At 61.9% G+C, this 13,273-nt stretch carries 11 protein-coding genes; 2 read left to right on the forward strand and 9 right to left on the reverse strand.

The features are described 5' to 3' along the window. Positions 1 to 378: 378 nt before the first annotated feature. The gene (locus tag AC1DYW_RS18035; protein ID WP_477227122.1) at positions 379 to 1,287 is read right to left on the reverse strand and encodes an agmatinase; all 909 of its coding nucleotides are present in this window, start codon (positions 1,285 to 1,287) and stop codon (positions 379 to 381) included. Between AC1DYW_RS18035 and AC1DYW_RS18040 the strand changes: the two genes are divergently transcribed. Further along, positions 1,278 to 3,716, forward strand: a complete 2,439-nt coding sequence (locus tag AC1DYW_RS18040) for a mechanosensitive ion channel family protein (RefSeq protein ID WP_477227123.1) — start codon at positions 1,278 to 1,280, stop codon at positions 3,714 to 3,716. The two genes, AC1DYW_RS18035 and AC1DYW_RS18040, sit on opposite strands and share 10 nt — an antisense overlap. Positions 3,717 to 3,734: 18 nt before the next feature. Here AC1DYW_RS18040 and AC1DYW_RS18045 read toward each other — a convergent pair whose 3' ends face one another. Beyond that, complete coding sequence (locus tag AC1DYW_RS18045) at positions 3,735 to 4,430, reverse strand: TetR/AcrR family transcriptional regulator (RefSeq protein ID WP_477227124.1); 696 nt, start codon at positions 4,428 to 4,430, stop codon at positions 3,735 to 3,737. Between the two features lie 197 nt (positions 4,431 to 4,627). Here AC1DYW_RS18045 and AC1DYW_RS18050 point away from each other — a divergent pair, with 197 nt between their 5' ends. Then, the gene (locus tag AC1DYW_RS18050; protein WP_477227125.1) at positions 4,628 to 5,116 is read left to right on the forward strand and encodes a RidA family protein; all 489 of its coding nucleotides are present in this window, start codon (positions 4,628 to 4,630) and stop codon (positions 5,114 to 5,116) included. Between the two features lie 400 nt (positions 5,117 to 5,516). Here the strand turns inward: AC1DYW_RS18050 and AC1DYW_RS18055 are convergent, their stop codons facing one another. From AC1DYW_RS18055 to AC1DYW_RS18085, 7 genes are all read right to left on the reverse strand, one after another. Beyond that, on the reverse strand, positions 5,517 to 6,329 hold the full coding sequence (locus AC1DYW_RS18055; protein WP_477227126.1) for an MBL fold metallo-hydrolase: 813 nt from the start codon (positions 6,327 to 6,329) through the stop codon (positions 5,517 to 5,519). A 3-nt stretch (positions 6,330 to 6,332) separates the two neighbouring features. Further along, a complete protein-coding gene (locus AC1DYW_RS18060) occupies positions 6,333 to 7,145 on the reverse strand; it encodes a TatD family hydrolase (RefSeq protein ID WP_477227127.1) in 813 nt (270 codons plus the stop codon). Further along, the gene (gene metG, locus AC1DYW_RS18065; protein ID WP_477227128.1) at positions 7,145 to 8,698 is read right to left on the reverse strand and encodes a methionine--tRNA ligase; all 1,554 of its coding nucleotides are present in this window, start codon (positions 8,696 to 8,698) and stop codon (positions 7,145 to 7,147) included. Before metG ends, AC1DYW_RS18060 begins: the two co-directional genes overlap by 1 nt. 138 nt (positions 8,699 to 8,836) lie before the next feature. Then, positions 8,837 to 9,892, reverse strand: a complete 1,056-nt coding sequence (locus AC1DYW_RS18070) for a DNA polymerase III subunit delta' (protein ID WP_477227129.1) — start codon at positions 9,890 to 9,892, stop codon at positions 8,837 to 8,839. Next, positions 9,889 to 10,563 carry a dTMP kinase gene (gene tmk, locus AC1DYW_RS18075; protein ID WP_477227130.1) on the reverse strand — a complete coding sequence of 225 codons (675 nt, stop codon included), beginning with the start codon at positions 10,561 to 10,563 and terminating at the stop codon, positions 9,889 to 9,891. Before tmk ends, AC1DYW_RS18070 begins: the two co-directional genes overlap by 4 nt. A 206-nt stretch (positions 10,564 to 10,769) precedes the next feature. Next, a complete protein-coding gene (locus tag AC1DYW_RS18080; RefSeq protein WP_477227131.1) occupies positions 10,770 to 11,936 on the reverse strand; it encodes a D-alanyl-D-alanine carboxypeptidase family protein in 1,167 nt (388 codons plus the stop codon). Positions 11,937 to 12,039: 103 nt separating this feature from the next. Further along, positions 12,040 to 13,269 (reverse strand): septal ring lytic transglycosylase RlpA family protein, encoded by a 1,230-nt coding sequence (locus AC1DYW_RS18085; RefSeq protein ID WP_457153014.1) that lies wholly within the window; start codon positions 13,267 to 13,269, stop codon positions 12,040 to 12,042. Between the last annotated feature and the right edge of the window lie 4 nt (positions 13,270 to 13,273).

A 13,273-nucleotide genomic window follows, 5' to 3' on the forward strand; every position in this document is an offset into this window, starting at 1 on the left:
AGCCTCAGGACCTTCCAGCCGACCTCCCGTTTTTCCGTTTTGCTCGCCGGGCATGTCGCGCGTGTCTTCGCAAGGTTTCGACGCCGATATCAGGATTTCAGGCAGCGCAGGGCACTTGCCGGCCTGTCACTGCCGGAACAAAAGGATCTCGGCTATCTGGCGGATGAGGCCCCAGCGGATGTAGCCGCACGCGGCCGGAACCTATAGCAACTCTGGGGAAGACCGGGCGGATGTGGTCGATAGGAAGGACTTCCCTTTGGGAAGCCCAATGGATTCGCCTGAATTGCCGCCGGTCCGAGGGTGAGGCCAAGTCTGGGTATCCTCTCGGCAGCGGAGGCAACCTTACTGGGCCGTCATGCTACGAGAGGAAGCCGGCTTTCAAACCTGCCGGACGATGGTGCCGATCACATTGACGAGAAGGCGCGCCGCGGTCAGGGCCGACAGGCTGTCGATATCGCCCGGAGGATAGAATTCGACAAGATCGAATCCTGCGATCCTGGCCCGCCTGCCGAGGCCCGCGATCAGGTCGAACGCCTGCGTGTAGGTGAGGCCGCCGGGCGTACGCGCCGCCACACCCGGCATGATGCTGGGATCGAGGGCGTCGCAGTCGAGCGTGACAACAACCCGCGATCCTTCCGGAATATGCCGCAGCGCGGCTTCGACGCCCTGTGCGTGAATCTCGCGGGCGGTCACGAAGCGGCTGCCATAGCGCCGCGCCGCTTCGATCTCGGTTATGCCTGCGCTGCCGACGCTGCGAAGGCCGACCTGCACCATGCCGGCGACATGCGGCATCTCGCTCGCGCGACGCATCGGACTCGAATAGCCGTGTCGCTCGCCAGACACCTCGTCGCGCCAATCGATATGGGCGTCGATCTGCAGGATCCAGACCGGTCCGTGATCCGCAAAGCCGGCGAGGAAGGGAAAGGTCACGGAACAGTCGCCGCCCAGCAGGATCGGTACGGCCGGCAATGCCAGGACCTCGCGCGTCTTCGACTCGATCCGGGTCCGGTTGCCGGCATTGTCATGCATGGTGGTCGGGATATCGCCGGCGTCGATGCAGCAGCCCGGCTTGCCGTCGAACAGCGGGCCGCCGAGATCGAAATCCCAGTGCTCGACGAGCGCGGCATCGCCCTGGCTCGCGGCGCGGATGGCATCGGCGGCCAAGGCATAGCCGCTGCTGTCCTTGCCGGGATAAGTGCTGCCGTGACCGGCTCCGAAGATCACCGTACTGGGGATGCGGCCATCGGCGAGGCGTTCGGGAAAGTCGAGAAAGGGAGATGCGGTCATTTGGTCTTGATGATGGTCTGGCTGAAATTTTGTCGAATGCGGATGTATCAGTTTGGCGAAGCTCTGTGGAGCGAAACGCGCCACCCCAGCTGAAACGCGAAATTGCCTTACCTGAGCGGGGACTGGCGATTGATGGCCGAAATCCCTTGGCACTCCGCTTCGCCAGACAATTCCGGCCCTGTTCGGGCGTATTGCATCGCCTACACTATTTTGTTCGTGAGGCAGTATGTTGTGGGCATAGTGAAAGTGAGTCCATCGGGGGTCAGCAGATGAGTGTGATGGTTTTCCGGGCTGGCAGAACCGGCGTGTTGTTTGCAATGCTGATGGCGTCCCTGATCGCATTCACTGCGATCGCCCGGGCGCAGGCGACCTCGGCGCCACCTCCTCCACCTGAAAAAGTCGAGCAGTTGCTGAAATTGCTGAACGATCCCGAAGTCAAGGCGTGGATCGCCGAGAAGGGCGCGGCACCCGCGGCCGATTCGGCAATGCCAATGGGCGCTTCCGCCACTGACTTCATGGTCTGGTCCAACGCCATTCGCGAGCATTTGCGGGGCATTGGCAATGCGGTTCCTGAAGTCCCTGACGAGATTTCCGGCGCAAGCTCGACGATAATGACCGAGATTCACGGGCGAGGGCCGGGAGCGATCCTCGTCCTGTTCGCGGCCTTTGTGGCGCTTGGGTTAGGTGCCGAGTTCATCTTCCGCCGTATCGTCGGCAGGGCTCACCACCGCAACCCAGCTCAAAGCCCCGAATCGGGCGTACCCGCCCGACATCATGTGATCGCCCGAACGTTGTTCGTCGCCATCGCGCCGCTCGTCGTGTTCGCAATGGCCAGTGTCGGCGCCTTCCTGGCGTTTACCTGGCCACCACTGCTTTCTGCGCTGGTGCTGCCTTTGCTGATCGCTGTCATCGCCTGGCGCGTGATCATGCGGATCACGTCAGTTATTCTCGGCACGGCGGACGGCAATTTGAACCTTGGAGACCAGCCGAAGGTCCGGCTCATTCCGATGGACGATGTCACCGCTGCTTTCTGGCGCCGCCGCGTCGCGTTGTTTGCTGGCGTATTCTTCCTTGGATGGGCGCTCGCAGGCGAGATGAACATCCTCCACTTCACGCCGAACGTCAGGAATCTCATCGTCTACATACTCGGTCTCGGTCTCCTCGCGGTGTCGATCGAATCCGTATGGCGTCGGCCGGCGGCGGTCGGGGCTTCCAAGGTCTATCGCCTCAAGGAATGGCTGCTGACATTCTTCCTTTGCATGCTCTGGCTCTTGTGGGTCGTGGGCATGAGCACGCTTTTGTGGATTGGCATCTATGGCTTGATCCTCCCACCAATCCTGAGATCCGCCAGTTCAATCACCAAGTCGTTTTTCGCCAGCTCCGACGAGACGACGAAGTCGAACAATGCCATCTTCGAAGTGCTCGTTGAGCGTGGGGCGAGGGCGATCATTATCGGGCTCGCCGTTGCCTGGCTCGCGACCGTCGTGCGTTTGCGTGCCAGCGGAATGATGGGTGACGAGAGTATAGACCGCATCATCCGAGGGGTATTGAGTGGCATCGTGGTGCTGCTCGCCGCTGATCTCATCTGGCAACTTGTGAAGGGTCTCATTGGCGGTCGCATCGATCGTGCCCGCACCGAGGGCGGCGATGAGGCAGCGCTTGCCCGCAGCGGGCGGCTTTTAACGCTGCTGCCGATCCTGAAGAATTTTCTCGCCGCACTCATTGCCGCCATTGCGATCATGATGGTTCTCTCCGGCCTTGGCGTCGAGATTGGTCCATTGATCGCGGGCGCGGGCATCTTCGGCGTTGCCATCGGCTTCGGATCGCAGTCGCTGGTGAAGGACGTCATCAGTGGTGTGTTCTACATGACCGACGATGCGTTTCGCGTCGGAGAGTATATCCAGAGCGGCACCTACAAGGGCACGGTCGAGTCCTTCAGCATTCGCTCGGTCAAGCTGCGCCATCACCGCGGCCCGATCTTCACAGTTCCATTCGGCTCGTTGGGCGCCGTCCAGAACATGAGCCGGGACTGGGTGATCGATAAGTTCTTCATTTCGGTCAACTACGACACGGACATTGCCAAGGTCAAAAAACTGGTCAAGGGGGTCGGCGCCGAGCTGCTGGCAGATGAGGAATTCGGTCCGCAGATCATCGAGACCTTGAAGATGAAGGGCGTCGAGGCTTTCGGCGATTATGGCATCAACCTCAGTTTCGCGATGACGACCAAGCCGGGACACCAATTCACGATCCGTCGCCGGGCCTATGTCATGATCCGCGAAGCGTTCGCGGCAAACGGGATCGAGTTTGCCTCGCCCACAGTGCAGGTCGCAGCCGGCAATGAGGACCATGGGGCAAGTGCGGCTGCCGCCAGGGATGCGGTGGTACGCAAACAGATTGCGGAAGCCAAGGCCAAGGAAGGCGAGGAATAAATGTCGGCCGGCGGAACTTTATCGTGGAGCGAGGCCATCGAGCAGGAAGTCGAGGCCTTTCCTGAAAGCGCCGAGCCAATCGTCATCCAACAGCAGACGAGAGCGTTCGATTGTCGGGTAGCGTCCGCTGAGATGCGCAAGGCGCTGCTGCGCGGCGGCCCTGTTGTCGTCCGAGAGGTCAAAGCTCGTCCGGGTGATTGTGGCGCCCATCACATAGTTCCAGAGTGACCATATCGCGACGTTCAGATTTGCGTCCGCCACGCCGGCGCTGGACAAGGTCTTGCTCAGCAGCTCCAGGCGGCTGAGGATGCCCGGGCCGAGCGCCCTGCGCGGTAACAACGATGCCGACCAGGGATGGCGCAGCATGCCGGTGCGCCAGTCTTCGAGCATATGGACGACTTCTCCGCGCCAGTCTTGAGACTCAGCCATTTGCGGCGGTTCGCGATATTCGAGCACCGAGTCGAGCGCCAGATCAAAGACATCCTCTTTGTTGTCGACGTGCCAATATAGGCTCATCACGCCCGAGCCGAGGCGATCGGCCAGCCGACGCATCGTCAATCCGTCGACGCCTTGGGCGTCCAGCAGTTCTACCGCGGTCGCCACGATACGTTCCCGCGTGAGAGGCGGTTCACTGCTTGCCTCCTGCACCGGCTGAAGCGAGACATCGATCCGTTGAGACCGTTTGCTCCGGGCGCCGCTACGCTTGGCTGCCATCCATCTATCCTCACTATTCAGGACATCGATTTTGACCGGCAACGCGACGAATGTCGATCTTGAACGATTGACTCGTACGACGTACCATAAGATGACTCGTACACCGCACGAGTCATCGTATGGGCGATGTGGCTAAAGTTCAATCATGCCGGCCGCGAGGGTAGGTCGCTCGCAGTCCGCGGAGCCGAGAGAAAATCATGTCACGCGCAATCAAGCGTCTGCTTACTGGAGGGCTAATCATCATGACCATCGCAGTTCCCACGGCGGCTACAGCCAATGAGAACGATCGCAAGCTGACCATCGTCAATCCCCAAAACCTCTACGACCCGTCGCCGAATGGCTACAGCACAGCGGTGATCACACCCCGTGAAGGCAGGGTCGCCTATATCTCCGGGCAGGGCGGCCAGGACAGCGCGGGAGCGCTGTCGCCCGACTTCGCCGTCCAGGTTAAGCAGGCCTACGCAAATTTGCGTACCACGTTGGACGGGATCGGCGCGAAACCGGATCAGGTCGCCAAGCTGACGGTCTTCGTGGTCGATCACGATATGTCAAAGCTTGAGGTGCTGACCGAGAACGTCAAGGCAATGTTCGGCGAGGCGCTGCCGGCGCAGACTCTGGTTCCCGTTCCCAAGCTTGCAATTGACCCCATGCTGTTCGAGGTGGAGGCCGTGGTCATGCTTGAATAGCGCAGGCGGTGTGCATCGCCAGTCGGTGACTGGTCAGTTGGCCGGTGGCGTTCTCATTTGCGCTGCGGCCAATTGCTCTAGCCGGGTGGCATTACCGCACATCAGAAAGTCGCATAAGATAGATTATGGAACTGAAGCGTATGACGGCAGGCGGAGATTTTTCCGCATTATCAGCCGTTTGGCGCCCATCTGGCTGCAGCAAATAGATGATGCCCACAACGCTATGGCGGTCACGCCAACCCGCGACCTCAAGATCTCTTCGATTGCGTCGTGTCTATCGCGGCAAGTCGATCCGGCATGCACGGCGGCTGAAATCCGCGTTGACCAGACGATTTGACCATGCGTCATTCATTGTCGAAATTCCAGTGCGGCCAGCGATGAAGGATTGGCCTCATCGCTATCAATCATATGGGATATCTATCACCATGCCGTCATAGGCTGGCTCGACGTTGGCTGGCGTGTCGGCCATCACCGTGGCGTAGTCGAGCGGCACATGCATATGCGTCAGCACGGAGTGCCGTGGCGCCAGCCGCTCGATCCATTCCAGTGCTTCGCCAAGCGACAGATGGCTGGGGTGCGTCCGGTACTGCAGCGCGTCGATGATCAGCACGTCGAGGTCGCGCAGCCGTTCGACAGTGGCCTCCGGAAAGTCACTGATATCAGGGCAATAGGCGAGCGTGCCAATGCGGAAACCGAGCGATATGATGTCGCCATGCACCTGCGGCAGCGGCTCGAGGGTGAGGGCACCCCCCTCACCTTCGATGACGACCGGCTTGGCGTGATGGATGATATGAGCGTCGACGATCGGCGGATAGGAACTGCCCGCCGGCGTCTCGAAACAATAGCCGAAGGCCTGCCGCAGGCGCAGCATCGTCGGCTGGTCGGCATGGATATCGATCAGCTGGCGCTGATCGAGGACGAAACCACGCAGGTCGTCGATGCCGTGGATGTGGTCGGCATGCGGGTGCGTGTAGACGACCGCATCGATGCGCCTGACGGACGCCATAAGCATCTGCTGGCGGAAATCCGGTCCAGTGTCGATGACGACGCTGGTGCGGCCGCCATCCGCAGCAATCCGCTCGACGAGTGCGGCCGCGCGCGTGCGCCCGTTCTTCGGGTTATCTGGGTCGCAATTGCCCCAGTCGCCGGTGATGCGCGGCGTACCTGGCGACGAGCCGCAGCCGAGAATGGTAAGGCGCAGCCGGTCGGTCATCGTTCAGGCGCTTTGCTCGGGCCAAGCAGGTTGCTCGGGAGGTCGCGGCATCTTGCCGAACAGACGGAAGAAATTGTTCGTCGTCAGATCAGCGATGTCAGCCTCGCTGACGCCGATCACTTCAGCCAGCACCTTGGCCGTGTGCGCGACATAGGCTGGTTCGTTGCGCTTGCCGCGAAACGGCACGGGCGCCAAATAGGGCGCGTCGGTTTCGACCAGCAGCCGGTCATGCGGCACATCGGCGGCAATGGCGCGCAACTCGGTCGAATTCTTGAAGGTCAGGATACCCGAGAACGACACATAGCCACCGAGCGCGACGCCAATTTCGGCCAGCAGGCGTCCGGACGAAAAACAATGCAGGATGAAGGGGAAGGTGCCCTTCCCCGTTTCGTCCTCAAGGATGGCTGCCATGTCGTCATCGGCATCGCGCGAATGGATGACCAGCGGCAGCCCGGTTTCCCGAGCGGCGGCGATGTGAGCGCGAAAGCCCTGCGCCTGGGCATCGCGCGGCGCCTTGTCGTAGAAGTAATCGAGCCCTGCCTCGCCAATCGCCACTACCTTCGGATGGGCTGACAGGCGCACAAGGTCTGCGGCGGTGACGTCAAGTTCCTCCGCGGCGTTGTGCGGGTGGGTGCCGACCGAACAATACACTTCTTCGAAGGTTTCAGCGATTTCAAGGATTTGCTGAAACCGCTTCACGCGCGTCGAGATCGTCACCATGCGGCTGATACCGGCCGCCTTGGCGCGGGCGACAATAGCCGCCCGCTCCTCGGCGAAGTCTGGAAAATCCAGATGGCAATGGCTGTCGACGAGCATCAGGCGTTCGCATCCGGCTGTTCAACGTAACGCGGGAACACCCCTTCCGGCGCGGGCAAGGCAACCCCCGACACAAGCGCGTGGTCTGCCGCGACATGCACGAAATCGCGGCTGTCCGCCGGCACCGCCAGCAGGTCGAGGAGTTTGTTGGCCGATCCCGGAATGAAGGGTTGGCACAACAGCGCCACGCGCCGGACGAGTTCGGCAGTCGTCCACAGCACGGTTTCCATGCGCGCCGGATCGCTCTTCTTCAGCGCCCACGGCGCCTGGCCCGCGAAATAACGATCGGCTTCCGCCACCACGCCGAAGATCGCCGCCAGCGCCAGATGGATGCCTTGCTCGGCCATGGTCTTGCGTGCCACGGCGAGCACGGCACTTGCCTGATCGAGGATCGCCTTGTCCTCATCCGCCAGGGTGCCGCGTTGCGGCACCACGCCGCCGCAGTTCTTGGCGATCATCGACAGCGAGCGCTGCGCCAGATTGCCAAGGCCATTGGCAAGATCGGCGTTGGTGCGGTTGACGATTGCTTCATGGCTGTAGCTGCCGTCCTGGCCGAACGGCACCTCGCGCAGGAAGAAGTAGCGCACCTGGTCCAGACCGTAGTGCTCGATCATGGTGAACGGGTCTATGACGTTGCCGACCGATTTCGACATCTTCTCGCCGCGGTTGAACAGGAAGCCGTGGCCGAAGACACGTTTCGGCAGGGGGATGCCGGCAGACATCAGGAAGGCCGGCCAATACACCGCATGAAAGCGGACGATGTCCTTGCCGATGATGTGCGCATCCGCAGGCCAGAAATGCCAATCGTCAGCATTTTCATTGGGATAGCCGACACCTGTGATGTAATTGGTCAAGGCGTCGACCCACACATACATCACGTTCTTCTCGTCGCCCGGCACCGGCACGCCCCAGTCGAAGGTGGTGCGCGAGATCGACAGGTCCTTCAGTCCCGATTTGACGAAGCTCATTACCTCGTTGCGGCGCTCAGCCGGGCCGATGAAGTCGGGCTGGTTTTCATAGAGCGCGACGAGCTTGTCCTGATAGGCCGAGAGGCGGAAGAAATAGCTCTCTTCTTCGACCCATTCGACGGGCGTTCCCTGTGGCCCGTACCGGACATTGTCTGGGCGGACCTCCGTCTCCTCCTCGCCGTAGTAGGCTTCGTCGCGCACCGAGTACCACCCGGCATAGCCGCCCTTGTAGATGTCGCCATTGGCGGCCATTGCCTTCCAGATCGCCTGCGACGACGCGTAATGCCGCTCTTCGGTGGTGCGGATGAAATCGTCATTGGAGGCGTTGAGCGCCTCCGCCATGCGCTTGAACTCAGCCGAGTTGCGATCGGCCAGTTCGCGCGGCGAAATGCCTTCGCGCTTGGCGGTCTGCAGCATCTTGATGCCGTGTTCGTCGGTTCCGGTGAGGAAAAAGACTTGCTTGCCGTCGAGCCGCTGGAAGCGGGCAAGCGCATCGGTTGCGATCAGTTCGTAGGCATGGCCGATATGCGGTTTGCCGTTCGGATAGGAAATCGCCGTCGTGATGTAGAACTTGTCGCGTGACATGAATGAACCGTCATGAATGTCTGAATGGAAAGGCGTGGCGGTGGATATCGCATCGGGGCGGCGATTGCCATCCCGGGGCCAATGCATGCCGCCCAAAAGTGGCCCCGGATTTGGGGCACGGCATACATGGAAAAACCGTCACATTCGCATTGCAGAATTCAGGCGGTCGATCATGGTCAAGGCGTGCTGCTTCTTGTCGAGATTGTAGGTGTCCGTCTCAGATATAGCGTCGAGCGCCTCATGCCAAGTGTCCGACAGTGTTTTGGCCCGTGTGAGGTCACCCGCCAGCGCTGCCTGGCTTGCCGCATCCGACAACAGCTCCAGCGCCCGGCGGTTGAAGATGTCGAACTGGATTGCCTGGTCGCGGCCGGCGACAGCCTCGGCAAGGCGAAACGCGCCGCCGACATCGTTCTTTCTTGCCGCCACCAGGGCGTCGAGCGTTGAGGCGATCTCCAGCCCGCCATACTGCGTCAACAGGATCGCACTGCGCGCGCTGCCCCCTGCCCGCTCGGCCAGCGCCGCGCGCGCGGCAGGATCGTCCGGCGGTGGCGGTTCGGTCGTTTCCAGCACCGCCATCAGGTCGTCGGCATCGAGCGGCGTCAATCGCACCACCTGGCAGCGCGACCGGATCGTCGGCAGCAGGCTGCCCGGCGCATGGACGATCAGGATGAACAGCGTTCGCGCCGGCGGTTCTTCCAGATTCTTCAGCAAAGCATTGGCGGCATTGGTGTTCATGTCGTCGGCCGGGTCCACGATCACAACCCGGTAGCTGCCGTCATGCGAGGTCAGCGACAGGAAGCGGCTGACTTTTCGGATCTCGTCGACGGTGACGACGGTCTTGAAGCTCTTGGTCTTGTCGTTGGGCGGACGGGTCAGATGCAGCACGCAAGGATGCGCGCCGGTGGCGATCTGGCGAAACAGCGACGAGGCCGGATCGGGAACGGCAAGGCTTTCCGGCGCCTGCGCGAAGTCCGGGTGCTTCAAGAGATGATGCGCAAGATGGAAGGCAAGCGTCGCCTTGCCGATGCCGACCGGCCCGGAGAAGATCAGCGCATGCGGCAGCTTTCCCGCACGATAGGCGGCGGTGAGCATCCCGGCGGCCTGCCGGTGTCCAACCAGACGCGGTGTTTCGGATGGCTCGGGCACCCCGTCGAGCGTGTCGTGCTGCTCGGGTGCGATGCGCTCGAAGATCATGCCGGCGTCGCCTGCCTGTTGCGCGAAGGCGTTCTTGCCTCCAGCGCCGCGAACACGGTGGCGGTGACGACATTCTCGACCGTATCGGGATCGGCGGCGGCGTTAACGACGATGCAGCGTTGCGGCTCGGCAGCCGCGATTGCCAGAAACGCCTCGCGGCGGGCCTGATGGATCGCCAGCCTCTCCTTTTCGAAGCGGTCGGCGATTGCTTCGGTGCCGCGCCGCAACGTCGCGCGCCTGAGGCCCTCCGCCGGATCGATGTCGAAGATCAGCGTCATGTCCGGCATCATGCCGTTGATGGCGACCTGCTCCAGCGCATCCATGAACGCCGGGTCGATACCGCCGGTCACGCCCTGGTAGACCCGGGAGGAATCCAGGAAGCGGTCGCAAAGCACGATGGAGCCACGCTCGACCGCCGGACGGATGACCTGCTCGACATGGTCGGAGCGCGCGGCGGCGAACAGCAGCGCCTCCATTTTCGGCCCGAAGGGTTCGGCCGCGCCCGAAAGCAGCACATGCCTGACAGCTTCGGCGCCAGGCGAGCCGCCAGGTTCACGAGTGGGGAGGACATCATATCCCTTGGCGCGCATCTTCCTGGCCAGCCGCTCGATCTGCGTCGACTTGCCTGCTCCTTCGCCGCCTTCGAAGGTGATGAAAAATCCGCGCGCCAATCGAAAAAGCCTTTGCCATGCTTGCGGGTGGTTATAGCGCTCTAGATAGTCCGCGTCGGGGCAAACGTCTATGCCGACGGCGCTAGCGCAATTCCAGGAAAAGTGTGAAACGGTTTTCCCGGGAAAAGCGCAGCACTTTCCCTAGGGAATTGCGTCAAAGCCAAGAGATAGAGCGGTTCTGCGTTTCCGTGAAACGATGAATCGCTCTAGCGCAGCCAGCCGATCGCCAGTTCCTTGACGGCATCGAGCGCGCGCTGCGGCAACGTGCCGACGCCAATCGACTCGGCGGCAAAAAGCGGCGTTTCCTGGCTGAGCGTGTCGCCGATCCAGACGCGCAGCGCGCCCACCGGCTGCCCTTCCTCCACCGGAGCGGCAACCGGGCCTGTGTAGACGATCTTGGCCGTCAGCTTGTCGCGATTGGTGATCGGCAGGAAGATGGCGATCGGACCCTTGGCCTTCAGCGTCACCCCGGATTTCGCGCCGCCAAAAACCTGGGCTTCGCCGACCACCTCGTCCTTGGCGAAGATTTCAGTCTTCTCGAAAGAGCGAACACCCCAGTCGAGCAGTTTTCGCGCCTCTTCGGCACGCTCCTTGTCGCTGGCCAGTCCGCTCATCGCCGCGATCACCCGCGTGCCGTTGTGGTTGACCGAACCGACGATGCCGAAGCCTGACGTCTCGCTCGCGCCGACCGCCAGGCCGTCGGCGCCGATGTCCATTGCCAGAAGCGGATTGCGGTTCCGCTGCGAGATCTTGTTCCAGGTAAAATCCTTCTGGCCGTAGTAGCGATAGAAATCCGGATAATCGCGCCACAGATGCACGGCCAGCAGCGCCAACTCCCGCACCGTCGTCTGTTGGCCGTCCGCCGGCAGGCCGGTCGAATTGACGAACGTCGATGTCTTGAGCCCGATCTGGCGCGCGCGCTCGGTCATCTGCGCAGCAAAATTGTCCTCCGAACCGGCCATGCCTTCTGCAATGACAATACAGCCGTCATTGGCCGCCTGAACCGTTACGCCCTGAATGAGATCCTCGAGCCGGATCGACGATTTGAGCTTGGCAAACATCGTCGAAGTTCCCGAAGGCGCACCACCGTTGCGCCAGGCGTTTTCGCTGACCACGAACGTGTCGTCGAGCTTCAGGCGTCCGGACTTTATGGCGTTGAAAACCACTTCCATGGTCATCAGCTTGGCCATCGAAGCCGGCGGTATCGGCTTGTCGGCATCTTTCGAAAACAGCACCGTCCCGGTTTCGGCGTCGATCATGAAGACCTGCGCGGCCTTGGTCTCGAAAAGCTGCGCACTGGCTGGAGCCAGGGAAAGCAATAGCAGGCAAAAAAACAGAAGCCCGGCGAAAGGCTGGAGCAAGCGAAATTGCATGAAATTCGACCCGTTGGCCGGCACGTCCGGCAAGCCCGCGAAAAGTATCAGGCTTTTTCCGTGGCGGATCAACCGCGCAGTGGAGATCCGACCTTGCTTGCGCTCAGTTGCGCACAGCCAGCGCATCCGGCGCGCCATGCGACCAGGCTGCCTGCAGCAAATCATCCAGATTGCGGTGGCCGTCGGGATAAAGATTGACCGAATACCAATCCTCGCCGTCGAGTTCTGAACGCTGGATCTCGATCTTGCCGAATGCGGCAAGCTGGGCGGCAACGCGCTTGGCCTCCGCCGCATCCTCGAACGAACCTGCCGCAACATAGTCGGTGGGCGAACCGGCCGACGGCGACTGACGCTTCCACGATTGAAGCAGGTCGGCCGGTGACATGCCCTCGCCGCCCAGCGCTGCGAAGGCGTTGGAGGCGCGCTCTACGCGCTCGTCCGCATAGGAGAGCGAGGCCACGGCAAACGGCGATTGCGGCGGCAGGTTGATCTCCGGGCGCTCCGGCACGATCGGGCCGAAATCCGGCAATGCCAGGTCGCCATAGGCCGGCGACTGCGCCGGCATGACCGCCTGGGCCGGCCCCGAATCGGTCAACTGGCCAGGAAACGGTACGGCGGCGGCACCAACGGGAAGACTCGGCGACGGTCCGTTCATGGCGACCATGACGCCGGTCGGCAGTCCATCCGACGGATCCGGCGCCCTGTTGCCGGGATGGTAGGAGGCCATCAGATACTGGTCGTCATCGCCGTCGAGCGGTGCGCGGCCGACATACTCGACCTTCACCTGAGCGGTGCCGATATTGGCATAATCAAGCATTTGGGCGGCGCGCTCCGACACATCGATGATGCGGCCTTCATGATAGGGGCCGCGATCGTTGACGCGAACGATGACCGAGCTGCCGGTCTTGAGATTGGTGACACGGGCATAGCTAGGCAACGGCATGGTCGGATGCGCCGCCGTCAGGTGTGTCATGTCGTAGACTTCGCCATTGGCGGTAAGCCGGCCGTGGAAGGCATCGCCATACCAGGAGGCCAGACCGACCTTGGCGTAGTGCTTGTCTTCCTTCGGGTAATACCACCTGCCCCGGACCTGATAGGGCTTGCCGAGCTGGTCCCGGCCGCCGCCACGCTGCAGCCGCCCGCCCCGGAAGGCCACACGCGGGCTTGCCTTCACGCCGTATTCGGATTCGGAGAAATATTCCTTGGAGCGAGTCTTTTTGTAGACCATCGCTTTGGGTTCAGGCGATGCACAAGCCGCCAGTAAGGCAGCCGACACCGCCAACAACGCGACTGTAGCAGCGCGACGAAGACGCGGGTGCGTCACAGCCTGCATTTTT

Source organism: Mesorhizobium sp. P2_D5 (genome assembly GCF_056404355.1).

Bases quoted from the DNA above. Each gene is read 5' to 3' on its own strand.
- AC1DYW_RS18045 (WP_477227124.1), bottom strand. From the start codon at position 4,430: ATGGCAGCCAAGCGTAGCGGCGCCCGGAGCAAACGGTCTCAACGGATC.
- AC1DYW_RS18060 (WP_477227127.1), bottom strand. From the start codon at position 7,145: ATGCTCGTCGACAGCCATTGCCATCTGGATTTTCCAGACTTCGCCGAG.
- AC1DYW_RS18085 (WP_457153014.1), bottom strand. From the start codon at position 13,269: ATGCAGGCTGTGACGCACCCGCGTCTTCGTCGCGCTGCTACAGTCGCG.
- AC1DYW_RS18080 (WP_477227131.1), bottom strand. From the start codon at position 11,936: ATGCAATTTCGCTTGCTCCAGCCTTTCGCCGGGCTTCTGTTTTTTTGC.
- AC1DYW_RS18050 (WP_477227125.1), top strand. From the start codon at position 4,628: ATGTCACGCGCAATCAAGCGTCTGCTTACTGGAGGGCTAATCATCATG.
- AC1DYW_RS18070 (WP_477227129.1), bottom strand. From the start codon at position 9,892: ATGATCTTCGAGCGCATCGCACCCGAGCAGCACGACACGCTCGACGGG.
- AC1DYW_RS18040 (WP_477227123.1), top strand. From the start codon at position 1,278: ATGCGGTCATTTGGTCTTGATGATGGTCTGGCTGAAATTTTGTCGAAT.
- AC1DYW_RS18055 (WP_477227126.1), bottom strand. From the start codon at position 6,329: ATGACCGACCGGCTGCGCCTTACCATTCTCGGCTGCGGCTCGTCGCCA.
- AC1DYW_RS18035 (WP_477227122.1), bottom strand. From the start codon at position 1,287: ATGACCGCATCTCCCTTTCTCGACTTTCCCGAACGCCTCGCCGATGGC.
- metG (WP_477227128.1), bottom strand. From the start codon at position 8,698: ATGTCACGCGACAAGTTCTACATCACGACGGCGATTTCCTATCCGAAC.